This window comes from Paraburkholderia sp. GAS32, from assembly GCF_050434225.1.
GTDB lineage: Bacteria > Pseudomonadota > Gammaproteobacteria > Burkholderiales > Burkholderiaceae > Paraburkholderia > Paraburkholderia madseniana.
The window spans coordinates 18,255-43,626 of sequence record NZ_JBNPVS010000009.1; the positions used below are offsets into that span (position 1 = coordinate 18,255).

24 protein-coding genes and 1 pseudogene are annotated in these 25,372 nt (G+C 63.5%); 16 read left to right on the forward strand and 9 right to left on the reverse strand.

Going from position 1 to position 25,372, the window contains the following annotated elements; genetic code table 11:
- Positions 1-126: 126 nt before the first annotated feature.
- From metH to P3T25_RS13235, 6 genes and pseudogenes are all read right to left on the reverse strand, one after another.
- Positions 127-2,865, reverse strand: a pseudogene (metH, locus tag P3T25_RS13210) (methionine synthase); the annotation flags it as partial.
- Positions 2,866-2,950: 85 nt separating this feature from the next.
- On the reverse strand, positions 2,951-4,021 hold the full coding sequence (locus P3T25_RS13215; RefSeq protein WP_429358198.1) for a homocysteine S-methyltransferase family protein: 1,071 nt from the start codon (positions 4,019-4,021) through the stop codon (positions 2,951-2,953).
- 304 nt (positions 4,022-4,325) lie between these two features.
- The gene (locus P3T25_RS13220; RefSeq protein WP_007179533.1) at positions 4,326-4,583 is read right to left on the reverse strand and encodes a BTH_I0359 family protein; all 258 of its coding nucleotides are present in this window, start codon (positions 4,581-4,583) and stop codon (positions 4,326-4,328) included.
- 117 nt (positions 4,584-4,700) lie between these two features.
- Positions 4,701-5,489, reverse strand: coding sequence for a 3-oxoadipate enol-lactonase (gene pcaD / locus P3T25_RS13225; RefSeq protein ID WP_429358199.1), 789 nt, complete (start codon positions 5,487-5,489; stop codon positions 4,701-4,703).
- 158 nt (positions 5,490-5,647) lie between these two features.
- Entirely contained in the window at positions 5,648-6,961 is a 1,314-nt protein-coding gene (locus tag P3T25_RS13230; protein ID WP_429358200.1) for a DUF3108 domain-containing protein, read from the reverse strand.
- Positions 6,962-6,971: 10 nt separating this feature from the next.
- A complete protein-coding gene (locus P3T25_RS13235; RefSeq protein WP_154564132.1) occupies positions 6,972-7,868 on the reverse strand; it encodes an IclR family transcriptional regulator in 897 nt (298 codons plus the stop codon).
- 125 nt (positions 7,869-7,993) lie between these two features.
- Between P3T25_RS13235 and P3T25_RS13240 the strand changes: the two genes are divergently transcribed.
- The 6 genes from P3T25_RS13240 (at position 7,994) to rfaE2 (ending at position 14,496) form a co-directional block, all read left to right on the forward strand.
- Positions 7,994-8,977 carry a fumarylacetoacetate hydrolase family protein gene (locus P3T25_RS13240; protein ID WP_154564134.1) on the forward strand — a complete coding sequence of 328 codons (984 nt, stop codon included), beginning with the start codon at positions 7,994-7,996 and terminating at the stop codon, positions 8,975-8,977.
- A gap of 248 nt (positions 8,978-9,225) precedes the next feature.
- Entirely contained in the window at positions 9,226-10,446 is a 1,221-nt protein-coding gene (locus P3T25_RS13245; RefSeq protein WP_429358201.1) for an ABC transporter substrate-binding protein, read from the forward strand.
- Between the two features lie 102 nt (positions 10,447-10,548).
- Positions 10,549-11,445 (forward strand): enoyl-CoA hydratase/isomerase family protein, encoded by an 897-nt coding sequence (locus tag P3T25_RS13250; protein WP_154564138.1) that lies wholly within the window; start codon positions 10,549-10,551, stop codon positions 11,443-11,445.
- Between the two features lie 179 nt (positions 11,446-11,624).
- On the forward strand, positions 11,625-12,428 hold the full coding sequence (locus P3T25_RS13255; RefSeq protein WP_154564140.1) for a PhaM family polyhydroxyalkanoate granule multifunctional regulatory protein: 804 nt from the start codon (positions 11,625-11,627) through the stop codon (positions 12,426-12,428).
- Between the two features lie 586 nt (positions 12,429-13,014).
- Positions 13,015-13,887: a ferritin gene (locus tag P3T25_RS13260; RefSeq protein ID WP_054035670.1), complete on the forward strand. Its 873-nt coding sequence runs from the start codon at positions 13,015-13,017 to the stop codon at positions 13,885-13,887.
- A 126-nt stretch (positions 13,888-14,013) separates the two neighbouring features.
- Positions 14,014-14,496 (forward strand): D-glycero-beta-D-manno-heptose 1-phosphate adenylyltransferase, encoded by a 483-nt coding sequence (gene rfaE2 / locus P3T25_RS13265; RefSeq protein ID WP_054035671.1) that lies wholly within the window; start codon positions 14,014-14,016, stop codon positions 14,494-14,496.
- 3 nt (positions 14,497-14,499) lie between these two features.
- On the opposite strand, the gene P3T25_RS13270 is transcribed toward rfaE2, so the two are convergent.
- The 3 genes from P3T25_RS13270 to P3T25_RS13280 form a co-directional block, all read right to left on the reverse strand.
- The gene (locus P3T25_RS13270; protein WP_154564142.1) at positions 14,500-14,739 is read right to left on the reverse strand and encodes a hypothetical protein; all 240 of its coding nucleotides are present in this window, start codon (positions 14,737-14,739) and stop codon (positions 14,500-14,502) included.
- Positions 14,740-14,803: 64 nt separating this feature from the next.
- Positions 14,804-15,619 carry a type III pantothenate kinase gene (locus P3T25_RS13275; RefSeq protein WP_154564144.1) on the reverse strand — a complete coding sequence of 272 codons (816 nt, stop codon included), beginning with the start codon at positions 15,617-15,619 and terminating at the stop codon, positions 14,804-14,806.
- Complete coding sequence (locus P3T25_RS13280; protein WP_154564146.1) at positions 15,616-16,521, reverse strand: biotin--[acetyl-CoA-carboxylase] ligase; 906 nt, start codon at positions 16,519-16,521, stop codon at positions 15,616-15,618. The genes P3T25_RS13275 and P3T25_RS13280 overlap by 4 nt, the downstream gene beginning before the upstream one ends.
- Positions 16,522-16,627: 106 nt before the next feature.
- On the opposite strand from P3T25_RS13280, the gene P3T25_RS13285 reads away from it, so the two are divergent.
- From P3T25_RS13285 to P3T25_RS13330, 10 genes are all read left to right on the forward strand, one after another.
- A complete protein-coding gene (locus P3T25_RS13285) occupies positions 16,628-17,761 on the forward strand; it encodes an MlaE family ABC transporter permease (protein WP_154564148.1) in 1,134 nt (377 codons plus the stop codon).
- The gene (locus P3T25_RS13290) at positions 17,758-18,636 is read left to right on the forward strand and encodes an ABC transporter ATP-binding protein (protein ID WP_429358202.1); all 879 of its coding nucleotides are present in this window, start codon (positions 17,758-17,760) and stop codon (positions 18,634-18,636) included. The genes P3T25_RS13285 and P3T25_RS13290 overlap by 4 nt, the downstream gene beginning before the upstream one ends.
- 16 nt (positions 18,637-18,652) lie before the next feature.
- On the forward strand, positions 18,653-19,627 hold the full coding sequence (locus P3T25_RS13295; RefSeq protein WP_154564152.1) for an MlaD family protein: 975 nt from the start codon (positions 18,653-18,655) through the stop codon (positions 19,625-19,627).
- Positions 19,628-19,661: 34 nt separating this feature from the next.
- On the forward strand, positions 19,662-20,288 hold the full coding sequence (locus P3T25_RS13300) for an ABC-type transport auxiliary lipoprotein family protein (protein ID WP_171925137.1): 627 nt from the start codon (positions 19,662-19,664) through the stop codon (positions 20,286-20,288).
- A 31-nt stretch (positions 20,289-20,319) separates the two neighbouring features.
- A complete protein-coding gene (locus P3T25_RS13305; RefSeq protein ID WP_154564156.1) occupies positions 20,320-21,477 on the forward strand; it encodes a VanZ family protein in 1,158 nt (385 codons plus the stop codon).
- Between the two features lie 142 nt (positions 21,478-21,619).
- Positions 21,620-21,943 carry a (2Fe-2S) ferredoxin domain-containing protein gene (locus P3T25_RS13310; RefSeq protein WP_054035677.1) on the forward strand — a complete coding sequence of 108 codons (324 nt, stop codon included), beginning with the start codon at positions 21,620-21,622 and terminating at the stop codon, positions 21,941-21,943.
- An 8-nt stretch (positions 21,944-21,951) separates the two neighbouring features.
- Positions 21,952-22,596 (forward strand): alpha/beta hydrolase, encoded by a 645-nt coding sequence (locus P3T25_RS13315; RefSeq protein WP_429358203.1) that lies wholly within the window; start codon positions 21,952-21,954, stop codon positions 22,594-22,596.
- A gap of 321 nt (positions 22,597-22,917) precedes the next feature.
- Positions 22,918-24,147: a D-alanyl-D-alanine carboxypeptidase family protein gene (locus P3T25_RS13320; protein ID WP_429358204.1), complete on the forward strand. Its 1,230-nt coding sequence runs from the start codon at positions 22,918-22,920 to the stop codon at positions 24,145-24,147.
- Positions 24,148-24,160: 13 nt separating this feature from the next.
- The gene (locus P3T25_RS13325; protein WP_429358205.1) at positions 24,161-25,117 is read left to right on the forward strand and encodes a D-amino acid aminotransferase; all 957 of its coding nucleotides are present in this window, start codon (positions 24,161-24,163) and stop codon (positions 25,115-25,117) included.
- Entirely contained in the window at positions 25,089-25,358 is a 270-nt protein-coding gene (locus tag P3T25_RS13330; protein WP_054035680.1) for a DUF493 family protein, read from the forward strand. Before P3T25_RS13325 ends, P3T25_RS13330 begins: the two co-directional genes overlap by 29 nt.
- The last annotated feature ends 14 nt before the right edge of the window (positions 25,359-25,372 follow it).

A 25,372-nucleotide genomic window follows, 5' to 3' on the forward strand; every position in this document is an offset into this window, starting at 1 on the left:
TAAGCCGACGCGTTTTGGCCGCGTCTGGCGGGGTGATGCCGTTTCAGTCTACAAAGCCGAAAATTGCACTGCCGCAAATATTCAGCCTAGCGCGCCCGATATAGTAGGTTTCCCGCCCCGCATGGCTTACAGCAAAGGCGCCAAGGCTCGCTCAGCGTCTGTTTTCGACAACGACATGCGTTTTGCGTAGTCTTCCAACTGGTCCTGGCCGATCTTGCCGACCGAGAAATAGGTGCTGTCCGGGTGCGCCAGGTAGAAGCCGGAAACGCTGGCCGCCGGCAGCATGGCCAGAGACTCGGTCACGCTCATGCCGATTTCAGTGGCTTGCAGCACGTCGAACATGTCGCGTTTCACGAGGTGGTCCGGGCAGGCCGGATAGCCCGGCGCAGGGCGGATACCGTGGTACTTTTCAGCGATCAGGTCTTCGTTGGAGAGGGTTTCGGCGTTCGCGTAGCCCCACAGATCGCGCCGCACGCGGGCATGCAGTCCTTCAGCGAAGGCTTCAGCGAAGCGGTCGGCGAGCGCCTTCAGCATGATCGCGCTGTAGTCGTCGAGATCCTTTTCGAACTGCTTTTCCTTCACGTCGACGCCCAGACCCGCCGTGACCGCAAACATGCCGATGTAGTCGGCCACGCCCGAATCCTTCGGCGCGATGAAGTCGGCGAGCGACCGGTTCGGCCGCATCACGCCATCCACCACCGGCCGTACGCTTTGCTGGCGCAGGTTGCGCCACGTGAGCGCCACTTCGGAGCGCGATTCGTCCGTATAGATCTCGATGTCGTCGTCGTTCACCGTGTTGGCCGGCAGCAGCGCGATCACGCCGTTGGCCTGCAGCCAGCGGCCCTGGATCAGGCGCGCGAGCATCGACTTGCCGTCCGAGAACACGCGGCGGGCGGATTCGCCGACGATCTCGTCGTTCAGGATCGCCGGATACGGGCCGGCCAGGTCCCAGGTCTGGAAGAACGGGCCCCAGTCGATGTAGTTCGCCAGCTCGTTCAGATCGTAGTTCTTGAACACGCGGCGGCCGATGAACTTCGGCTTGACTGGTTGGTAGCCGGCCCAATCGACCTTGGTCTTGTTCGCGCGGGCTTCGGCGAGCGTGACCATGGGCAGGGCTTTCTTGTTGGCGTGCTGATCGCGGATGCGGTCGTAGTCGGCCTTGAGGTCGTCGACGTACTTCGCTGCGCCTTCATCGGACAGTAGGCTCGACGCCACGGAGACCGAGCGCGACGCGTCCGGCACGTACACCACCGGGCCTTCGTAATGCGGTGCGATCTTGACTGCGGTGTGCACGCGCGAGGTGGTTGCGCCGCCGATCAGGAGCGGGATCTTCTTTACGCGGAAGTAGTCGTCGCGCTGCATTTCCGAAGCGACGTAGGCCATCTCTTCGAGGCTAGGCGTAATCAGACCGGACAAGCCGATGATGTCCGCGCCTTCGACTTTCGCTTTGGCGAGAATGTCGTTGCACGACACCATCACGCCCATGTTGACCACTTCGAAGTTGTTGCACTGAAGCACCACCGAGACGATGTTCTTGCCGATGTCGTGCACGTCGCCCTTGACGGTGGCGATGACGATCTTGCCCTTCGCGCGCACGTCGGCGCCGGCTTCGGCCATCAGCTTCTTTTCTTCTTCGATGTACGGGATCAGATGCGCCACCGCCTGCTTCATCACGCGCGCCGACTTCACGACCTGCGGCAGGAACATCTTGCCCTGACCGAACAGGTCGCCGACGATGTTCATGCCGTCCATCAGCGGGCCTTCGATCACGTTGATCGGCCGGCCGCCGGCTGCGGCGATCTTCGCGCGGACTTCCTCGGTATCTTCGACGATGAAGTTGGTGATGCCGTGCACCAGCGCATGCGACAGACGCTTCTCGACGGGCTGGTTGCGCCACTCGAGGTTCTCTTCCTTTTTCGCGGCGCCGGTCTTGAACTTGTCGGCGATTTCCAGCAGACGATCGGTGCCGTCTTCACGGCGGTTCAGCACGACGTCTTCAACACGCTCGCGCAACTCCGGATCGAGGTCGGCATACACGCCGAGCTGACCCGCGTTGACGATGCCCATGTCCATCCCCGCCTGAATCGCGTGATAGAGGAACACGGTGTGGATCGCCTCGCGCACCGGATCGTTGCCGCGGAACGAGAACGACACGTTCGACACGCCGCCGCTGATCTTCGCGTAGGGCAGGTTTTCCTTGATCCAGCGCGTCGCGTTGATGAAGTCGACGGCGTAGTTGTTGTGCTCTTCGATGCCGGTTGCAATCGCGAAGATGTTCGGATCGAAGATGATGTCTTCCGGCGGGAAGCCGACTTCGTTCACGAGAAAATCGTATGAGCGCTTGCAGATCTGCGTCTTGCGTTCGAAGGTATCGGCCTGGCCTTGCTCGTCGAAGGCCATCACGACCGCGGCCGCGCCATAGCGGCGAATCAGGTTCGCGTGATGACGGAACGCTTCTTCGCCTTCCTTCAGCGAGATCGAATTGACGATTGCCTTGCCTTGCACGCACTTCAGGCCCGCTTCGATCACGTCCCACTTCGACGAGTCGATCATGATCGGCACGCGCGCGATGTCCGGTTCCGACGCGATCAGATTCATGAAGCGGACCATCGCCGCTTTCGAATCGAGCATGGCTTCGTCCATGTTGACGTCGATGATCTGCGCGCCGTTTTCGACCTGCTGCCGCGCGACCGCGATCGCGTCGTCGAACTGGTCGTTCAGGATCATTCGCGCGAACGCCTTCGAACCGGTCACGTTGGTGCGTTCGCCGACGTTGATGAAGAGCGTCCCGGACGTGACGTTGAACGGCTCGAGGCCGGAAAGGCGCATGGTGTGATCGGTCATGGCGTAGGTGCGGTTCGGTTGCGTGCGTTTTACGTGCGATTACGTACGATTACGTGCGTCGGGTTCGATAGCGGAAGAGTGGCGGATCAGGATCGAGCCGCCGCACTCAGGCTGCGTCGCGGTATTGCGTCGGCCATTGGCGTGGCTCCACTTCAGCCAGCGCTTTGGCAATCGCCGCAATATGCTCCGGCGTCGTGCCGCAGCAGCCGCCGGCGATGTTCACGAGGCCGGCCTGCGCGAACTCCTTCAGCAATCCCGACGTATCCGCCGGCAATTCGTCAAAGCCCGTGTCGCTCATCGGATTCGGCAAACCGGCGTTCGGATAGCACGACACATAGGTGTCGCACAGTTTCGCCAGTTCGGCGATGTACGGGCGCATCAGCGCCGCGCCCAGCGCGCAGTTCAAACCAAAGGTGAGCGGCTTGGCGTGACGCAGCGAGTTCCAGAAGGCCTCGACGGTTTGTCCCGAGAGAATCCGGCCCGATGCATCAGTGACGGTGCCCGAAATCATGATCGGCAGGCGCTCGCCGGTGTCTTCGAACAGCTCGTCCAGCGCGAACAGTGCAGCCTTGGCATTGAGCGTGTCGAAGATCGTTTCGACGAGGAACAGGTCGCAGCCACCGTCGAGCAATGCCTTCGCCTGCTGATAGTACGCCGCGCGCAGTTCGTCGAACGTCACGTTGCGTGCGCCCGGATCGTTCACGTCAGGGGAAATGCTTGCTGTTTTCGGCGTCGGTCCGATCGCGCCGGCGACGAAGCGCGGCTTGTCGGGCGTCGAGTATTTGTCGCAGGCGGCGCGCGCCAGCTTCGCCGATTCGAGATTCATCTCGATGGCGAGGTCTTCCATTCCGTAGTCGGCTTGCGCAACCGTGGTCGCACCGAACGTGTTGGTTTCGATGATATCCGCGCCCGCCGCGAGGTACTGCTCGTGAATCTCGCCGATGATCTGCGGCTGCGTGATCGACAGCAACTCGTTGTTGCCTTTGATGTCGCGCCCGTAATCCTTGAAGCGCTCGCCACGATAGCGGGCTTCGTCGAGCTTGTAGCGCTGGATCATCGTGCCCATTGCGCCATCCAGAATCAGGATGCGTGACTTGAGCAGCGCGGGCAGCGCCGTGCCGCGCGTGTAGGCGGCGTCGGGACGGACTGGCGTGGCGGATTGAGCAGGCTGGTTCATGGCGGACGAGGGCTTGCGCCGGCTTTTTCGGGAAACCTGTCATTGTAGCCGCTGTGGGGCGGTCCCGCCGGGCGCGCGCCCGACAGGCGGATGCGCGTGCCGCCGCAACGGTGGCCGGGGCTGTGGCCGCAGCGGAAACAAACAGCGGAAATGACAGTGGAAACTGCAGTGGAAACAAAACGGCCCAGTCAGGTGAAAGCCTGCTGGGCCGTGTTACTTCTGCTGACCGCCTTATAAAGGCCGCCGGCTAAGCCGGTCGGCGCGGTCGATATATGTCGCCAAACCGTTACGTTAAACCCTTCAGTTAGTGAAGAATCACCGGTTGATGCATCAGGCTGTCGAATTGCCCGAGGAATTCGTCTACCTCATCCAGCGACGGTTCTTCTTCGATCAGCTTCTGCACATGCTCGCGGAAACGCGCTGCCATTGCACCATCAATGTAGATTTCGCGCTGCATGTTCTTGTCGACGATCTCGTAGCCGCCGGATTTCATGGCCAGCGGGCCTTCCTGCGGCGGAAACTCGACGACACAATAGTTGGGGCTGTTATAGATCATTTGCATGGCGACACTCCTTATTTCCGTTGGCTCCTGGCCATTCCTGCGCCATAGGTGGAGCTTGTGGTGTGGAATTCAAGGGGTGGGTCCGGATTGACGCTTGTAAAGTTCCGAACCTACCGGTTAGACCGGCTTTCCAAGAAACGTTTCAAGCAGTGCAGCAAAACGGTGAGATTGCTCGATGGGCGCGAGATGAGCGGCCTCGAGTAGTTCGAACTGGGCGCCTTGGATGGCGTCTGCTATTGCCTGCGTAGCAGCAGGTGGCGTGCCCGTGTCGTGGCGGCCTCCCACGGCCAACGTCGGGCAACGAATTGTTCCCAGCTTACCGCGTAGATCGAAATCGCGCAGGGCTTCGCACGCCATGGCGTAGCCTTCTGGCAACGTATGGTTCAGCACGTCGCGAATCTGCTCGACTGCTTCGGGATGCGCTGCCTGGAAATCGGGCGTCAGCCAGCGGCTCAATGTCGCGGGCACTAGGGACGCCATGCCGTCCGTGCGGGCCGCCGCCGCGCGTTGATCCCATAGCGCGCGGCCTTCGGGCGGCGTACCGCTCGTGGTGTCGGCGACGGTCAGCGTGTCGACGCGCGACGGGTGGTTCAGCGCGAATTGCTGCGCGATCATGCCGCCCATCGACATGCCGACGAGATGCGTGGTGGGTGCGCCGAGCGCATCGAGCAGCGCGGCGAGATCGCGGGACAGATCGGCGATGCTGAACGGTTCGCTCGATACCGCGGTCTTGCCGTGGCCGCGCAGGTCGTAGCGCAGCACGGTGTACTCGTCGCGGAAATAGCCGGCGAGTTGGTCCCAGACAGACAGATCGCCGCCGAGCTGATGAATGAACGTCAGCCACGGGCCGCCGCCCTCATTGCTCAGGACATAGCGCGTCTCGATACCGTTGATTTTCACTTGCATGCGGGCTCCTTGAAGGGGGACGCAGTGGAAAGAGCCGTTTACGCGCTTCTCCCGCCTTCACTATACCTACGTGGCGGCCGCGTGAACGGTTGCAGTTCATCGTGCGAGTGCGTCGCGTCGCGGAAGTTTCAGCGATCGGTTCGAGACCCTGCTCGGGTTCAGGGTTTTTCGGGCGCGTTGCCGGGCACGGTCGAATCGACCGAGGGGCTGGTTTCGGGCGCCATTGCGGGTGGGTTGGCGGGTGATTGGTTTGCCGAATTGTCAGGCGAAGTATTGCCGGTGCTATCGGTGCCGCTAGTGCCGACAGTGCCACTCGTGCCTTCAACACTGTTGACCGGACTGCCGACGCTGTCCGCATTGAGCTTGCCGCGCCACACCAGTTCGAATTGCGTGCCATTTGGCTCGGTCTGCATGATTCGCGCGGGCAGCCAGCCAAGCGACGGCGCGAGCCAAACGTCGATGCGGCGCAGATCGCCGTCATGGCGAGGCAAGCGTTTGAAGTGGCGCGTCTCGAGGTAGCCCTGTGCGGTGCGGATGGTTTCGTCGCCGATCGTCTCGACTGGCCAGTTCTCGCCGCTGTTGTTATCGATCACGAAGAATTGCCGCGTCACGCCCGGCTTATAGGCGGCCGGGTCGCCGCGCACGAGGCTGGCGAGTTGCATCACCATGCTGAAACGGTCTTGCGCGCCGTCGGGCAGCGGCAGCGTGGCCGGCGTACGCGTGAAGGCGATCTTTTTGTCGGTGCGATTGAAGATCGCCACGTCTTCCGGACGACGGCCGCGCTTTTCGATGTACTGATCCGGTGCAAGTCCGAATGCGTCGATGCGGCCATGGCTCGAATACACGAACGTGCCGACGAACGGCAACGGCACGGAGACGACCATTTCGTAGCTCTGTGCGTTGCTGGTCCAGTGGATGGTGCCGGGCTGGTTGCGCACGCCGTTGTAGAACGTGTCGTACTGCAGTTCGCCGGACGGCGGAACGGAGAACTTCACGCCCGCGGCAGCTTGAGGCGCGCTCGCAGCGGCGGGGGCGCTGGCCGTGCCGGCGGCGGTTGCGCCCGCATTGGCGTTGGCATCGGGGTGACTCGCTGCAGCCGATGCGCTCGCCGCTGCATCCGATGCGGCCGTGGCCGCGGGTGCCTGTTTTGCCGGTTGCGTCGCCGTCAACACGTGTTCACGCGGCTTGCTCGCGACGGCCTTGTGCGCCGGAGCCGGCGTTGCCGCCTGCTGCGCGTCGGCAGCGGGTTTGCGTTCGATACGCTCGGGTGTCAGCAGTGCGACCTGCACGGGGACATGTTCGTTGTCTGATGGATTCAGCGTCGCGCGGTTGCGCTCGACCCATTGCGCCGCAATCCAGTGCAGGACGGCCACTGCCAGCAGAACCGCAAGCCATCGCCCCACCCGCAAACCGGCGCGCGGCCCGACGGGCGGCGTGCGATCAGAGCGGCGTGTGGCAGAAGGTGAGGACATGGGCGAATCGTCAGCGTGGCGCCGCACTATACCCGAGCTCATACGACAGCTTTTGCGCACATTCGCGCAGCGCCGTATCGATCTCGCCGCCCCAGCGGATATCGAACGCGCCTTCGTGACCGAGCGCGATCAGGCCCAGCGCAAGATCGCCGGTCGAGTCGAAGACCGGCATGCAGAACGCGTGGATGGTGGGCAGCAACATGCCTTCCACACGTGCTGCTTCGTGCTGCCGCACCTCCGCCAGCACCCGCTCGACCTCATCCCGCGTGCGCGGCCCGCCAATGTGCGACGAGCGGCGCGAATCGGCCAGTTCGCGCTCCAGCATCGCGGCGGTCTTGCTCGACGGCAGATAGGCGGCAAACAGCAGGCCGGTGGCGGAACTGAGCAGCGGCATCACGTCGCCGAGCTTGAGCGACGCCTTGGCCGGATGACTCGATTCCATCCAGTGGACCATCGTCGGCCCCTGATTGCCCCACACCGCGATGCCTACCGTCAGATCGAGCCGGTCGCGCAGTTCGGCGAGCGCAATGCGCGCGAGCTTCACGCCGTCGACGCGGGCAAGCCGCGCGAGCCCCAATTGCAACGCGAAGCCGCCCAGCTCGTAGCGGCCCGACAACGGATCCTGCGTCACCACGCCGAGGCGCAGGAAGCTCACCAGATAGCGGTGCGCTTTCGCCGGGCTCATGCCGGCGCGCTGTGCCAGATCGCGCAGCATCATCGCGCGCGGTTCGTGGGTCAGCACCTCGAGCAATCTGAAGCCGACCTCGATCGACTGGATGCCGGAGCGCAGCTTTTCCTCGCCGGTCTCGACGCTTTCGTCGTCGGGTTCGGGCGCGTCGAGTGGTTCCGGCGGTTCAGCGGAGTCGGTGTCGGTATGGATCGCGCCGGAGCGGGCAATTGGAGGCATGAGCGAGGCGCATCGAGCGCGTTCAAAGACAGTGAGAGAGGCGTTAGGCGCAACGGTGCTTGGGCCGCGCCGATTCACCATCGTAGAATAGATTCCCTCTATCGTCACTAACGGTTCACTCCCCTATGAAACTTGCCACGCTGAAGGACGGCACGCGCGACGGTCAACTGATCGTCGTGTCCCGCGACCTGCACACCGCGGCCGTCGCCGACGCGATCGCGCCCACCATGCAGCGCGTGCTCGATGACTGGGCCTTCTACGCGCCGCAATTGCAGGACCTGTACGACGGGCTCAACCAGGGCCGCGCACGCAACACCTTCCCGTTCGACGCCAAAGAATGCATGGCGCCGCTGCCGCGAGCGTTCCAGTGGGCCGACGGTTCGTCGTACGTGAATCATGTGGAGCTGGTGCGCCGCGCGCGTGGCGCGGAAATGCCGCCGGAATTCTGGACCGATCCGCTGATGTACCAGGGCGGCAGCGACGACTTTATCGGCCCGAAAGACGACGTGCTGTGCGCCTCTGAAGAGTTCGGTATCGACTTCGAAGCGGAAGTCGCCGTGATCACCACCGACGTGCCGATGGGCGCCACCCCTGACCAGGCGCTCAGGAGCATACGTCTGGTGACGCTCGTCAACGACGTCTCGCTGCGCAATCTGATCCCCGCCGAACTCGCGAAGGGCTTTGGTTTTTTCCAGAGCAAGCCGGCCACATCGTTCGCGCCGGTCGCGGTGACGCCCGATGAACTCGGCGAGAGCTGGCGCGAAGGGCGCCTGCACCGGCCGATGATCGTGCACTGGAACAACAAGAAGGTCGGCCAGCCCGATGCCGGCACCGACATGGTGTTCCATTTCGGCCAACTGATCTCGCACGCGGCGAAAACGCGCAACCTGCGCGCCGGCGCGATTGTCGGCTCGGGCACGGTGTCGAACAAGGACGCGAAGCGCGGCTATTGCTGTATCGCTGAGAAGCGTTGCCTCGAGACCATCGAGCACGGCGCGCCGCAAACCGAGTTCATGAAGTTCGGCGATACCGTGAAGATCGAGATGTTCGACGAAGCGGGCAAGTCGATTTTCGGTTCGATCGATCAGGGCATCGCGCCGCTGGATTGATGCGCCGGTTTGGTGCGGACCGCGGCATCAGGACCGCGCCGCACGCGCTTCGTCGCTTACGAAAGGGTTTCGCCCGATGTCGCCGTCACGACGCGCCGCTACACTGACTGGCGCGGCGGCGGCCCCGGGATAGCGGCTGTCCGTTGATCGCGAAACCGACGCAAAACGGCAAGTGCGCAGGACTTAAGCAGGACACAAGCAGCACATCGGCGCGACATCAAAACGAAAAACCGAGGTGAGGAGACGGCATGCGGCGATTTGAAACCATCGAACGAGGAACCCAAGGCGCTCGTACAGCGAGCGTGCGCGCAACACCATCGCGGCGCGGGCTCGCCCGTCTTGCCGCCGCGCTGTGTGCCGCGCTGCCCGCCATCGCCCTCGCGCAGGTGAAGATCGGCCTCGTGCTGTCGCTGACGGGGCCGGCCGCTTCGCTCGGCATTCCCGCGCGCGACACCACCACACTGCTGCCCAAACAGATTGGCGGCCAGAGCGTCGAATACATCGTGCTCGACGACGCGTCCGACACCACGCAGGCCGTCCAGGACACCAAGAAACTGATCTCCGAGAATCACGTCGACGCGATCATCGGCTCGTCGATCACACCGAATTCGCTCGCGATGATCGACGTGGTTGCCGATGGTGAAACACCCATGATCTCGCTGGCCTCGTCGGCGAAAATCATCGAACCCGTGGATGCGAAACGCCACTGGGTATTCAAGACCCCGCAGACCGACGCGATGATGGCCTCGGCGATTGCCGCGCACGCCAGTACGCACGGCGTCAAAACGATCGCGTTCATCGGCCAGGCCGACGCGCTCGGCGAAACCTTCTACACCGAAGTCGCGAAGTTCGCGCAACTGCATCACATCGACGTGGTGGCGAGCGAGCGCTTCAATCGCACCGATCCGAGCGTGACCGGCCAGGTCCTGAAGATTCTCGCGACCCATCCGGACGCGGTGGTGGTCGGCGCGGCCGGCACGCCCGCCGCGCTGCCGCCGAAGACACTCAGGGAGCGCGGCTACAAAGGGCTGATCTATCACAATCATGGCGTCGGCAATAACGACTTCCTGCGGGTGTGCGGCGCCGACTGCAACGGCACGTTCCTGCCCGCGAGCCCAGTGCTGGTCGCCGCGCAATTGCCGGCGGACCATCCGGCCAAACGTCTCGCGCTCGACTACATCGCGCGCTTCGAGGCCTTGCGCGGACCGGGCAGCGTGTCGGCGTTCGGCTCGTACACGTGGGACGCCGGCATGCTGCTCAGCAACGCGGTGCCGATCGCGCTCAAGGTAGCCGCGCCCGGCACGCCGGAATTTCGCGGTGCGTTGCGCGATGCGCTGGAAGCGACACGTGGTCTTTCGGACACCAACGGCGTGGTCAACATGAGCGCCACGGATCACCTCGGTCTCGATCAACGGGCGCGTGTGATGGTCGAAATCAAGAATGCGAAGTGGGTTTATCAACCGCATTGAAATTTTGCTGGGTTTGCGCGGGTCTTGCGCGGAATATGGCGAATGTGCCCTTAGCTTAGGGCGACGGTTTCAACCGACATACCGATAGACGGATTGCTCATCATGTCTCAGGCACCACACAGTAACGACGCGTTTTACGCGCACTACCACTCGCTGCAATTGCACCGCCATCCGCATGGCGTGCTCGAAGTCGTGATGAGCGGCGAGGGCGCGAACAAGAGCGGCCTTGCCACCGCTAATGCGCGGATGCACTTCGAACTCGCCGAAATCTGGCGCGATATCGATCGGGATCCCGACACGCGTGTCGCGATCATTCGCGGCGAGGGCAAGGGCTTTTCAGCCGGTGGCGACCTGCAACTGGTCGAAGACATGGCGACCGATTTCAACGTCCGCGCACGCGTGTGGCGCGAGGCGCGCGACCTGGTCTACAACGTGATCAATTGCAGCAAGCCGATCGTTTCGGCAATGCACGGTCCGGCGGTCGGCGCGGGGCTCGTAGCCGGGCTGCTCGCAGACATCTCGATCGCGACGAAGTCGGCGCGCATTATCGACGGCCATACGCGTTTGGGCGTGGCCGCCGGTGATCACGCGGCTATCGTCTGGCCGCTTCTGTGCGGCATGGCAAAGGCCAAGTATTACCTGCTGCTGTGCGAGCCGGTGAGCGGCGAGGAGGCCGAGCGGATCGGCCTCGTGTCGCTCGCCGTCGACGAAAACGATCTGCGGCCCAAAGCATTCGAAGTCGCGCAGAAACTGGCCAACGGCTCGCAAACGGCGATTCGTTGGACCAAGTACGCGCTGAACAACTGGCTCCGTTCGGCGGGGCCGGCGTTCGATACGTCGCTGGCGCTGGAATTCATGGGCTTCGCCGGGCCGGATGTGCGCGAAGGCGTGAGCTCGCTGCGCGAGCGGCGCGCGCCGGATTTTGGCGGCGCGGACCCGTGGAGTGGGCAGCCGCGGCACACGCCGGGCGGTGGCGCATCGGGCGGTGGGCGCTCCTGAAGCCGGAGGTCGGCGCATATTGCGCAAAGCCCCGCCGGTCGGCACCTTGAGGTGCAGCGTGAGCGGGACGAACAGCAGCCCAAACTAAGAGCGGTTCGCAGCGCCACGCGCGGTATGATCGAATCAGACGCGCGCGGGACGGCGCTATTTCCTTCCCTTTATGCAGCGAGGCGACAAGCATGACCGATACATCTGGCACCACGCCGCCCTTTCCCGGCTTTCCTGGTTTTCCGCCCGCTGAAATGCTCGAACGCATGTGGGGCATGATGCGTCTCTCGCCGTTCGGCTCGGCGTTTTCAGGCGCGCAGGCTGGCAGCAGCCTGGGGCCGTCGCTGTCGATGATGTCCGACATGATGGCACCGCTCACCAACGTCGAAGAACTCGATAAGCGCATCACCGATATGCGTGCGGTCGAGCAGTGGCTCAAGCTGAATCTGAACATGCTGCAGTCCGCCATTCAGGCGCTCGAAGTGCAACGCGCCACGCTTGCAACGCTGCGTGCGTTTGGTGCGTTCGCGCAGTCGTCGATGGGGCAGCCGGCTTCCGCGGCTGCCGCGCCGAGTCCCTCGCCGACCGGCTGGCCGCACCCGGAAGCCGCTTCGGCTTCTGCCAGTGCAAGCCCATCGGCCGCGCCCGAGCCGGCGCCCGAAGAAGGCGAGGCCGACGTGACACCGCCGTTCGACGCCTCCGCCTGGTGGAATCTGCTTCAATCGCAGTTCAATCAGATCGCCCAGTTTGCGATGACGCAGCCAGGTGCGACGGCCGCCGCGTCAGACGGCTCGGCAACGGACTCGCCAGAAGGCGCGGCGAGCGCTTCGGCATCGGCAGGCGAAGCGGCTGACGCGCCGGAGGGTACCGCAGCGGACGCCGGAGCTGCAGCCAAACGGCCGGCAACGAAACGGGCAACGACGTCGACTTCAACGGCCGCGAAGCGCGCAGGCAGTGCGAGTGCCGCTCCGCGAGCGACGAAAAAGGCTGTTTGACGGCAGGAAAGAAGCGGGTCGGCGCGGCCTGTGCGCCGACAGAGTGCAAAGCCCGGCCGACCAGCAGTGCCAACGAAGTGAATTCGCCGCCTGTCATGGTTTTGACCCCGATCGTCGGCCACACTCCGTGAATCGGGTCGTTTATTGAGAGAAGTCAATCAGGCGCGGGAATTGCGTCTGCTACGGCACGGGAACCGTAAAGTCAGCGTGCTATCATTGTGTAAGCTTCATTGGGCTTTTGGGCGTGCGCTGAAAACAACCAATCCGGCCGCCCATGCTCCATTCGCCGCCGGTACCACCGGCGCAGGGCTGGACGGTGCGGATTCATCGCAGACTGGCTCGACCTCAGGCATAGGGTATCCCTCACCCACGGTTGGCCGCGCAGCGCGTAACTTCTGGTTAATAGCGCCGCGCAAACGCCGGACTTCTTTGCTGCCCGGTGCATCTAGGCGGCCGATTACCGCGTAAAATTGAATGCTTGGCCGATAAACGGTGCACAAAACGGTGCGTTTCGTTCGTCATAAGCAAAAGTGCTACACGTAGTAGTTACAGACACAGACAGTATGCGCAGAACAGGGGTGGGACTATGAACACCATGCTTTATCCGGAACTTTATAAATCGCTCGAATCCGTTCGATGGGACATGGAGAAAGACATTCCCTGGGACAAGTTCGATGCATCGCTATTGACCGACGAGCAGGCAGCGACGATCAAGATGAACGCGATCACCGAATGGTCGGCGTTGCCCGCCACGGAAATGTTTCTGCGTGACAACCATCACGACAGCGATTTCTCCGCATTCATGAGCGTGTGGTTCTTCGAAGAACAGAAGCATTCGCTGGTGCTGATGGAATATCTGCGCCGTTTCAAGCCGGAAATGTGTCCGACCGAAGAAGAACTGCACGCCGTGCGCTTCGAATTCGATCCGGCGCCGCCGCTCGAAACGCTGATGCTGCACTTCTGCGGCGAAATCCGCCTGAACCACTGGTATCGCCGTGCTGCCGAATGGCACACCGAGCCCGTCATCAAGGCCATCTACGAAACCATTTCGCGCGACGAAGCGCGTCATGGCGGCGCGTACCTGCGCTACATGAAGAAAGCGATGGTGCAAACCGGCGACATCGCGCGTGCCGCGTTCGCCAAGATCGGCGTCCTGATGGCATCGGCGCGCCGCACGGAAAAGCCGCTGCATCCGACCAACCTGCACGTGAATCAGGCGCTGTTCCCGCGCGACACGATTCAATCGCGTCTGCCGGATCCGGAATGGCTCGAACGCTGGCTCGACGAGCAGATCCGTTTTGACGACGGCTGGGAAAAGAAGGTGGTCGAGCGGATTCTGCACAACCTGTCGATTCTGTTCGAGCGCACGTTCAACACGGCGCAGGAATTGAACCGTTATCGCAAGGAAGTCGTCCTGCGCTTGCAGGCCGATCAGAAATCGGCTGAACAGCCGGCTTGATGGGTTCAGGTTCGCGGTTTTAAAGTTTCAGGAACGGCCCGGCAGGCGTGAGCTTGCTGGGCCGTTTTGCTTCATGCCGTCCGGCGTGTATCGTGGCGGCACTTCTTTTTTCTTTGCGACTCCGTCATGGCCGCCACTTTTGAACGCAAGATTTTTACGCGCGATGCGCTGGTGAAGCTGCGCGCTTCGATGTCCGCGCCGGTTGTATTTACCAATGGTGTGTTCGACATCCTGCATCGCGGGCATGTGACGTATCTGGCCGACGCCAAAGCGCTCGGCGCTTGCCTGATTGTCGGCGTCAATAGCGATGCTTCCGTGCGCATGCTAGGCAAAGGCGATGACCGGCCGATCAATAACGAGGCTGATCGGATGGCTTTGCTGGCGGCGCTGGAGAGCGTCGATTACGTGGTTTGTTTTGGCGAGAAGACGCCCGTGGAGCTGATTTCGGCGCTGCGGCCGGATGTGCTTGTCAAAGGCGGCGACTACGACATGGATGTTTTGCCGGAGTCGGCCATTGTGCGGGGTTGGGGCGGCAAGGCCTTGGCGATTCCGTTCGAGCATGAGCGCTCGACTACCGCGTTATTGAAGAAGGTTCGCGCGCAAGGGTGATCTTTACTGCGGCAGCGCCGATGCCGCGATCGGCGCCGTCGGCGCCGGACCGCCTACCACTGCCTGGTCGGCGGCTTCGGCTGCCGTGACGGGGTGCACCTTCAACCACTCCGCATGGAACTGGCGGTTCAGGTGGTTCGGCTCGCGGCCGCCGGCTGTGGGCGTGGGGCCGAATACGCCGCGCATCGCGACGAATGCCAGCATGTTGGCAAGAAACAAGATGGCGATCAGCCAGCGCAGCATCGTTAGTATTCCCCGTTAATGAGTTCAGCCGCTGTCATCCCGCCGTAATTCGGAAGGCCGCGGCTTAGACGTCGCGTTCCATCGCGCGCTCGGCAGCAATCAGCGCAAGCCCCGACAGCACCAGCGAATCGTGGCGAGTATGCGGCACTTTTAGCGCGCTTGTCACTTCGTCCACTGCGCCGCCGCTTACCACCAGGCGCACCGGCACCTGCCATTCGTCCTGCAAGTCACGCCACATGCGCTCGATCAGGCCGGCTTGCGCCAACGTGCATCCGGCCGACAACGAGCGTGGCGTATCTGTCGCGAAGAACGGGCCGCGGCGCTCGCGATGAGACGGGGCGTCCGCATCGAGCAAGCCGCGCGCTGAGTGGGCGTCGAGTGTCGGCAGTTGCGCTGTGTGCTCGCCTAGCGAGCGCATCATCAAGGTCCAACCCGGCGCAATCAGACCGCCGACAAAGCTGCCGTCCGCACGCAACGCTTCAAGCGTGGTCGCGGTGCCGAACGTCGCAATGAGCAGATTCTCACCGGGAAATGCAGCGTGCGCTCCAATCAGACCCGCCCAGCGATCGCTGCCGAGCGCATGCGGCGTCGTATAGCTATTGGTCACGCCGCATTGTTGAGCGCAGGCGCGGATCGTCGTGCGCGGCAGTTGCGGCCAGTGAGCGTCGAGTAGGGTGGCAATCCGTGCCGCGACGCTTTCGCCCGCCACGTTGGATAACCATGCGCCGCCCGGCGTCGGCAACGTCGACCAGTCAGGCTGGTCAGCGCTGCCGTGCGCGAGCGCGCCGGTCGCGATCTGCGTACCGTCCGGCTGCACCAGCGCCCACTTGACGCGACTATTGCCCGCGTCGATCAACAGATAAGGCGCGCCGCTCGTCATGCCGCACCGTCGGCCAGACGCAGCGAGACGTCACCGGTCGCGACGGTCAGACGCCCGGCCGCCGTGTTGAGCAGCAGTTGTCCGCGTTCGTCGACGCCTGCGGCCACGCCGCGCGCCAGCTCTTTACCTTGCTCCAGCAGCACGACTTCACGGCCTGCGTAGGCGTGCACGGCGTTCCAGCGCGTCTGGAACGGCGCGAAGCCTTCCGCGCCGAAGCGCTGCAGCGCGGGTTCGAGCGCGTTCAGTTCCGCCGCCAGCGTATCGGTGAGGTTTGCATTCGGCAGCGCGCGTTGCAGTGCTGTCGGTGTGGCGCCGCGCGCTTGCGCCGGCACGTCCGCGTTGAGCGCCCCGACCTTGGCGGCGAGCTCGTCCGCGCCCTTCACGTTGGTGCCGATACCGATCACCACGGCGCTCGCGTTGTCCGTGCTCCATGCGGTTTCGATCAGGATGCCGGCCAGCTTGTCGCCTTCGAGCAGCACGTCGTTGGGCCACTTCAGCGCGATTTGCCCAGGGCCTGCGACCGGCAACGAGCGCAGCCCGTCGACCAGCGCCACGCCCACCGCGAGACTCAAGCCCGCCAGTCCTTCGAGCGGGCGCGGCAGCACGCATGCCACCGAAAACAACAATGCATTGCCCGGTTCCGCATACCATGGGCGGCCACGACGGCCGCGGCCCGCGGTTTGCAGATACGCGACCCGCACGATCGGCCGCGGCAGCGCGCCGGCCTTGCGCGGCAATGCCTTGACGCGCGTCATCAGGTCGGCGTTGGTCGAGCCGGTTTCCTCGACGATTTCGATCGGCCAGTCGTGCGCGTGCGGACCGAATAGCGCGACGGCGCGCTCGCGGTCGATGCGCCAGTCGGAAGCCGCAGCGGCTTGGGGTGGGGTCTTGGAGGCGTTCATGTCTCATATTGTAGCCACAGCGAACGCTACGAGTCCGTGAGCACGGTTCAAGCGCCGCGCCTTCGTTACAATGACCCCTAATCCGATAACCAGATTCCAGCGATCCTTGAACTACGACACTCCGCCCGGCCTTGAAGTCGCGGCTGGCAGCCAAGGAAAGATCGTCCGGCTCTCGGGCCAGTGGACGGCGCTCGCGCTCGCACGCGACAAGGCCACCGGTCACGTGATCCCTTTGTTGCGCTCGCTGGTCGGCGCTGAAGGCATCGGCCAGTGGGACCTGTCGCGTATCGACCGGATGGACCACGTCGGCGGTCAGGCACTGTGGCGCGTGTGGGGCCACAAGATGCCCCCGGACACCACGCTCACCGATACGCAACGCGACATTTTCGAGCGCATCGCTCTGCTCGACACGGCGCGCGAAAAGGTCGAGCCGGTGATCAAGTTCGATCCGTTCACCCGGCTCGGCCTCGCGATTTTCTCGTTCTTCGAGCACCTGTACGGCGGATTCGGCATGCTCGGGCAGGTCGTGCTCGATCTTCTCGCGATCGCGCGCAAACCGAAAATCACGCCGTGGACCGAGATCTCGGCGAACGTCTATAACGCCGGCACCAAGGCGTTGCCGATCACCGCGCTGGTCGCGTTCCTGATCGGCATCGTGCTGAGCTATCTGTCGGCGCAGCAACTGCGGCTGTTTGGCGCGAATCAGTACATCGTCAATATTCTTGGGCTGTCGGTGATTCGCGAACTGGGGCCGGTGCTGTCGGCGATTCTGGTGGCGGGCCGTTCGGGCTCGGCGATTACCGCGCAGATCGGCGTGATGCGCGTCACCGAAGAACTCGACGCCATGCGCGTGATGGGCATCCCGCACGGCCTGCGGCTGATTTTGCCGCGCGTGGTCGCGCTCGGCGTCGCCATGCCGCTCCTCGTGATGTGGACTAACATCATCGCGTTGACGGGCGGTGCGCTCGCCGCGAAGATCGTGCTCGGCATCGACATGAGCTACTTCGCGCGCGCCTTGCCGAGCGTGGTGCCGGTCGCGAACTTGTGGATCGGCCTTGGCAAGGGCGTTGCGTTCGGCATGCTGATTGCGATCGTCGGCTGTCACTTCGGCTTCCGTATCAAGGCCAATTCGCAAAGCCTCGGCGAAGGCACGACGACCTCGGTGGTGACCTCGATCACCATCGTGATTCTCGCGGACGCGGTGTTCGCGATTCTCTTCCAGAACGTGGGGCTAGGATGATCGCGCCACTCACCCAGGCCGTACGCGGCCAACCGATGCCCGAGATTGCGGAGCCGGTGATCGAGGTGATCGATATCACCAAGCGCTACGGCCGCAACATCGTGCATCAGCATCTGAATTTCGACGTGCGGCGCGGCGAGATCGTCTCGATCGTCGGCGGATCGGGCTCGGGCAAGACCACGCTGGTGCGGCAGATTCTCGGGCTGGAGCGGCCGTCGTCGGGAACGATCAAGCTGTTTGGTCAGGACATTGCCACCATTTCGCCTGACGATGCGCTGCTCATGCGCAGCCGCTCCGGGATGCTGTTTCAGCGCGGCGCGTTGTTCTCGTCGCTTTCGGTGTTCGACAACGTCGCGCAGCCCTTGCGCGAACTCGGCAAGGTGCCCGAGAACCTGCTGCGCGACATCGTGATGCTCAAGCTCGAGATGGTCGGCCTGCCGTGCAAGCACGCGTCGAAGATGCCGTCCGCGCTTTCGGGCGGGATGATCAAGCGCGTGGGTATTGCGCGCGCCATTGCGCTCGAGCCGGAGTTGCTATTTCTCGACGAACCGACCGCCGGGCTCGATCCGCAGGCGTCCGACGAATTCGTCGAACTGATTTCCGCGTTGCATCGCGCGCTTGGTCTGACGGTGGTGATGGTCACGCACGATCTCGACACGATGATCGCGCTGTCCACCCGCGTCGCCGTGCTGGCGGATCGGAAGGTGCTGGTCGCCGCGCCGGTCGAAGAGGCGGCGGGCGTCGATCATCCGTTTATCCGCGAATATTTCCTCGGCCTGCGCGGGCGTCGTGCGCTGCAGGCGCTGCCGCCGGAACGCCGCGCGAAGTTGCCGCGCGCGGCGCTCGAATCGGCATCGTCCGAATTGCCGCTGTGAACCAGGGAACCTGACAATGGAAAACAAATCACATGCCTTCTGGGCAGGGATCTTCACGGTGGCCTTGCTGGCTGCAATCGCAGTGGCCGGTTTTTTGTTCAACGTCGACCGTTCCGTGCGGGTGCCGTACGATCTGATTGCGCGCACCAACGTCACGGGGCTCTATACCGACGCGGCAGTGCGCTATCGCGGGCTCGACGTCGGCAAGGTGCAGTCGATCAAATTCGATCGGGATCATCCGGGGCAAATCCTGATTCGCATTCTCGTCGACACGCACGCACCGATTACGCACTCCACGTTCGGCAGCCTCGGGTTCCAGGGTGTGACGGGTATTGCGTTCATCCAATTGGATGACAGTGGACGCGATCCGACGCCGCTCGCGTCGTCGGCGAAAGCGGTGGCGCAGTTGCCGATGCATCCGGGCTTGCTCGATCAGTTACAGCAACGCGGCGACGTTTTGCTGCGCAAACTCGAAAGAGTCACAGACGACGTCGACAATCTGTTGTCGCCGGAAATGGTTAGCCAGTTGCAGGGCACGGCAGCGAGCCTTCAGAAGGCCGCCGACGGTGTCGCCACGCTGACCCAGCAGATGGCGCCGGCAGCCGGCAAGCTGCCCGCCACGATCAACGCACTGGATCGCACGCTGGCGTCGACCAATCAGTTGATCACCAGTCTGAACCGCCCGGACGGGCCGTTCGAGACCAACCTGAACAAGGTCGGAACGGCTGCCCAGCAAGCGGGCGACGCGCTGGTGTCGATGGACAGTTCGATGCAGGAGTTGTCGGCGCGCGTCGGTTACGACACACTGCCGCGCGTCAATTCGCTCGCCGAAGACGTGCGCTCCGCGGCCCGTTCCGTGGACCGCGCTGCCGACACGTTCAGCACCAATCCGCGCAGCGTGCTGTTCGGTGCGCCGAGCGCTTCGCCGGGCCCTGGCGAAGCGGGTTTTACGTGGCCCGCCGCCCGAGCCGCCGCCCATGCTGCCCAATGAAATGATTTGCAGGTTTTGAAGAAGGAACATGGTTATGTCACGCTCGATTCACCGATTGTTGTCCTCGAGCGCCGCGCTTGCGATGCTGCTCGCGTTCGGCGTGCTGGCTGCAGGCTGCGCCGGCACCCCTGCGGCGATCTCGGACATCCGCTACGACCTCGGGCCGCCGAATCCGGCGGCCTCGGCCGGCACGCTGCCGGCGGTGAAGGTGCTCGATGTCAGCGCGCCCGACAACCTCGAATCTGACAAGCTGATTTACCGGCTTAGCTACGCCGACGCGCAGCAGACGGCGTCGTACGCGAACAGCCACTGGACCATGATGCCGTCGCAACTGCTGACCCAGCGTCTGCGCGGTGCGCTCAGTTCGCGTGGCACCGTGCTGACCGGGGCTGACGGCGTGCACGCGCCGGTCCTGAAGGTCGATCTGAGCGAGTTCGAACAGGTCTTCGATAGCCGGTCGGAAAGCCACGCCGCGGTCACCGCGCGCGCCACGTTGACGCAGAACGGCAAGGTGATCGGCCAGCGCACTTTCCTCGCGCGCGCGCCGTCCAGTTCTGCGGACGCAGCCGGCGGCGCGCAGGCGCTCGCCGCAGCCAGCGACGACCTCGTCTCGCAGATCGGCGCATGGCTCGGCGTGCAGGCGCTGGTCGCCGCGCAATGACCGGCATGCAGCGCAAAGAACGGAGCGCTGCATGAGCGTTAAGCCCTGGCAGCGCCGTCCTTCGGCGCTCGCCCGGCAGGCGCTGGGGCTGTACACGGCGCTGATCGTCTACGGGTCGTGGTATCCGTTTTCCGGCTGGCGTTCGCTCGGCCTCGCCCCGTTTGCCTATCTGTCCGATCCCATGCCGCAGTACCTGACGGCGTTCGACGTCGTCACGAACGTGCTCGGCTATATGCCGTTCGGCGCGCTGGTGGTGCTCGCGGTGTATCCGCGTTGGCGCGGCACGCTGGCGGTGGCGTTGGCTTTCGTGCTCGGTGGGTTGCTGTCGGGCGTGATGGAGGCGGTGCAAACCTATCTGCCGACGCGCGTTGCCTCCAATCTCGACCTGGCCGCCAACGCGCTCGGCGCGCTGCTCGGCGCGGCGATCGTGTCGCCGGCCACCGGCGCGTTGCTCGATCGCGGCTTGCTGCGGCGTGTGCGGCTCCTCTGGTTCGAGCGCGACACGGCGGCGCTCGCCTGTCTCGTCGCCTTGTGGCCGTTCGCGACCATGTACCCGGCGCCACGGCTTTTCGGTCTCGGTAACTGGCCGCGCGCGCTGTGGCTGCGTTTCGATTCGACGACGCAGGATGCCTTGCTCGCATGGACACCGCCTGCCTGGCACGTCGGCGCGTGGCCGGCGCTGGTTGCCGCCTGGCTGCCCGACGACGCTTGGGAAGCCGTCATCACCACGCTCAATCTGTTCGCCGCACTGGCTCTCGCCTCGCTGCCGGTGCGCCGCCATGCACCACTCGTGCGCCTGTTGATCGTGTTTATCGTCATGACTTTGTGCGTCAAGGCGGGCGCGACCTTTCTGCAATCGCAATCCGGTCTTGCGTTCGACTGGGCGACGCCCGGCGCGCTGGCAGGGCTCGTGTGCGGTACTGTCACCGCACTGCTGGCGCTGGGCTTGCGGCGCAGGTTGCGCGCGGCGCTCGCGGCCTGCGCGCTGACGATCGCGCTCGTGTTCGTCAATCTGCTGCCGGTCAATCCGTATTTCGATGCCGTACTGGCGGACTGGCGCCAGGGACGGTACCTGCACTTCAATGGTCTCGCGCATTGGATCGCGTGGATCTGGCCGTATGCGGCGCTGGTGTGGCTCGCCTATCTCGTCGAACAGGTGTGGCTCAAGCGGCGCGTGGAGCGCGCATGAAGCAAGGGCGACGCGTGCGTGCGGCCGTGCGTCCGCCGCTCAGCGACCGCCAGCCCCGCTCGCTATAATCTTCTGCACAACAGGCGCGCTGCGGCGCTTCCAGCACCATTCCCACTCTTACAGTCTCGCCCCTCCGGACATCATGGACTCCTACTACAAGTACCACGTCTTCTTCTGTCTCAACCAGCGCGATCCCGGCGCGGAGCGTCCGAGTTGCGCGAATTGCAATGCGCAGGCGATGCAGGAACACGCGAAAAAGCGCGTGAAGCAACTCGGCCTTGCAGGCCCGGGCCAGGTGCGTATCAACAAGGCCGGCTGTCTCGAGCGTTGTGAGCTCGGCCCGGCGCTCGTCGTGTATCCGGAAGGCGTCTGGTACACGTATGTCGACGAGAGCGACATCGATGAAATCGTCGATTCGCATCTTGTGAACGGCAAAGTCGTCGAGCGTCTGAAAATCGATCAATAAACCGCGCCATGAATGCACATACGAAGAAGTATCTGATCGACGGCCCGATCGGCAAGATCGAAGTCGCCCTGGATCTGCCCGATGACATGCGTGACAACGGCGCCGCGCCGCGCGGCATCGCGCTGGTCGCGCACCCACACCCGCTGTTCGGCGGCACGATGGACAACAAGGTCGCGCAGACGCTCGCGCGCACGCTCGTGCAGTTGAACTACGTGACGTACCGCTCGAATTTCCGGGGTGTCGGCGAAACGCAGGGCGAGCATGACTCCGGTATCGGCGAGCGCGACGATCTGCGCGCCGTGCTCGATCACATACGCGCGCAAGCAGGACAGGGCGATCTGCCCCTCGTACTGGCAGGCTTTTCGTTCGGCACTTTCGTGCTGTCGCACGTTGCCGCGAAGCTGCGCGAAGAAGGTCAGGCGATCGAGCGAATCGTGTTCGTGGGCACTGCGGCGAGCCGGTGGGAAGTCGCGCCTGTACCGGAAAACACGCTCGTGATTCACGGCGAAACCGACGAGACCGTTCCCATTCAGTCGGTTTTCGACTGGGCGCGGCCGCAGGAATTGCCGGTCGTCGTGATTCCGGGGGCAGAGCATTTTCTGCATCGCAAGCTGCACGTCCTGAAGCGGATCATCGTCGACGCGTGGCGTTAAAGCATGCGTCGCGCGTGTTTTCCGGGGTACAGGTACGTGCAAACGCAAATTAATCGCCGCCCCTTGCTCAAAGATACCAGGATAGCGCGCGTATAATGAGCGCTCTTTTTTGGGCGCAGCATTGCCCACCCGGCAGTTCGCGCGACGCGTAGCTTCTTTCTCGCGCGCAGCGGTGCCGGATGCGAGGCGTGCTGCGCGAACCGATCGCGTCGCCGGAAGTCCAATGGGCGCCGCGCCGTTTTTACGGCCTGACGCTCGCCGACCGGCTCCTCCAATCTGTGCGCCCTGCGCGCGATGTATTTTTCCGCACGAATCGACCCTATGCGTTTCTCCACCTCCGGCCGCACGTCATTCCCGTCAGTTTCTTCTTTCGTTCCCACTACGCTTAGCCGTGCCGTGACCCTCGGCATCGTGCTGCCGGCCACGCTCATTGCCAGCACGGCGTTCGCGCAGGTGCCGCCGCCCGGCGTGAACGCGCGCTCGTGGGTGCTCGTCGATGCCACCAGCAATCAGGTGCTCGCCTCGGGCAATCCCGACGAACGCGTCGAACCGGCCTCGCTGACCAAGCTGATGACCGCGTACCTCGTCTTCGAAGCACTGCAGACGAAGAAGATCACGATGGACCAGACGGTGATGCCGAGCGAAGCGGTGCGCCGCGTGCGCACCGACGAATCGCGCATGTTCATCGAAGCCAACAAGCCGGTGACCGTACACGATCTGGTGTACGGCATGATCATCCAGTCGGGTAACGACGCGGCGATCGCGCTGGCCGAACTGGTGGGCGGCAGCGAGGCGCAGTTCGTCAACATGATGAACACCGAAGCCCAGAAACTCGGCATGAAGAACACGCATTTCGCCGACGTGAACGGCATGCCCGACGCGCAGCACTACACCACGGCGGGCGACCTCGCGGTGCTGTCGGCGCGCCTGATTCGTGACTTCCCCGACTACTACAACATCTTCTCGGTCAAGGAATTCACGTACAACAAGATCAAGCAGCCGAACCGCAACCGTCTGCTGTGGATCGACCCGACGGTGGACGGCCTGAAGACCGGTCATACGCAAGCGGCCGGCTACTGCCTGATCGCCAGCGCGAAGCGTCCGCTGCCGGGCACGGCCGACGGCTCGCGCCGTCTCGTCTCGGTGATGATGGGCGAGGTCAAGGAACACGACCGCGTGCAGGACAGCCTGAAGATGCTGAACTACGGCTACACCGCGTACGACACGGTGCGTCTGTACAAGGCGAGCCAGGTGGTAGGCACGCCGCGCGTCTACAAGGGTGCGCAGGACACCGTGCAGATCGGCGTGAAGGGCGATCAGTACATCACCGTGCCGAAGGGCATGGGCGACAAGGTGAAGCCGCAGATCGAACAGATCGATCCGCTGATCGCACCGATCGCGAACGGTCAGCAGGTCGGCACCGCGAAGCTCGTGGCCGACGGGAAGGTGCTGGCGCAATTCCCGATCGTCGCGTTGCAGGCTGTGCCGCAAGCCGGCGTGGTCGGCCGTGTGTGGGATTCGCTCATGCTGATGTTCAACAAGAAGAAGTAAGAGCCCGATTGCGATGACCGCTGTTTCCGATGTTTCGCTCGACCCGATCGTTTATCTGAACGGCGAGCTGGTGCCCTTGTCCGAAGCGCGCGTGCCGGTTCTCGACCGCGGCTTTATTTTCGGCGACGGCATTTACGAAGTCGCGCCGTTGTATCCGCATGCGAGCGGCCGTACGGCGTTTCGCTTCAGGCATCATCTGGCGCGCCTTGCGCGCTCGCTGGACAAGATCGGCATCGTCAATCCGTTCGACGATGCCGGCTGGCGCGAGCTGATCGACCGCGTGGTCGCGGCTAATGAAGCGGACGCAGGCCTGCGCGCCGATCAGGACGCGATTGCTTACGTTCAGATCACACGGGGCGTCGCGAAGCGCGGTCACGCGTTTCCGGCCGGCATCCAGCCGACCGTGTTCGTAATGGTTACGCCGCTGAACCTGCCGGACGCCGCCCAGCGCGCGCAGGGCGTGCGCTGCGTCACTGCTGAAGACCGCCGCTGGCTCAATTGCGACATCAAATCGGTGTCGCTGCTCGGCAATGTTTTGATGGCGCAGTACGCGGCTGAAAACGACGCGTTTGAGACGATCCAGTTTCGCGATGGCATGCTGACTGAAGGTTCGTCTTCGAATATCTGGATGGTGAAGGACGGCGTGTTGTACGCGCCGCCGCGCAGCCGCAAGATTCTCGAAGGGATTCGCTACAGTCTGATCGAAGAGCTAACGAGTGAATGCGGCATTCGCTTCGAGGCGCGCGAAATCGCCGAAGCTGAGCTGCGTGCCGCCGACGAGATTCTGGTCAGTTCCGCCACGAAGGAAGTGCTGCCGGTTACGCGGCTCGACGGTCAGCCGGTCGGTAACGGCAAGCCGGGCGCGGTGTTTGCGGCCTTGTACGCGGCCTATCAGCGTGCCAAGGCCAAGGAAGCGCAAGAAGCGCAGCAAGGAGTAGAAAGTGAATCCCGCGAAAGAATCATTGCTTGAGTTTCCGTGCGACTTTCCCATCAAGATCATGGGCAAGTCGCATCCCGAGTTCGCCGAGACGATTGTCACGGTGGTTCGGCAGTTCGATAACGAAGTTGATCCCGCTCGCGTGGAAACGCGGCCGTCCAGCGGCGGCAATTACACCGGTTTGACGGTTACCGTGCGCGCGACGAGCCAGGCGCAGCTCGACGATATTTATCGCGCGCTCACTGGCCATCCGATGGTGAAGGTGGTGCTTTAACGCCAGGCTCTGTG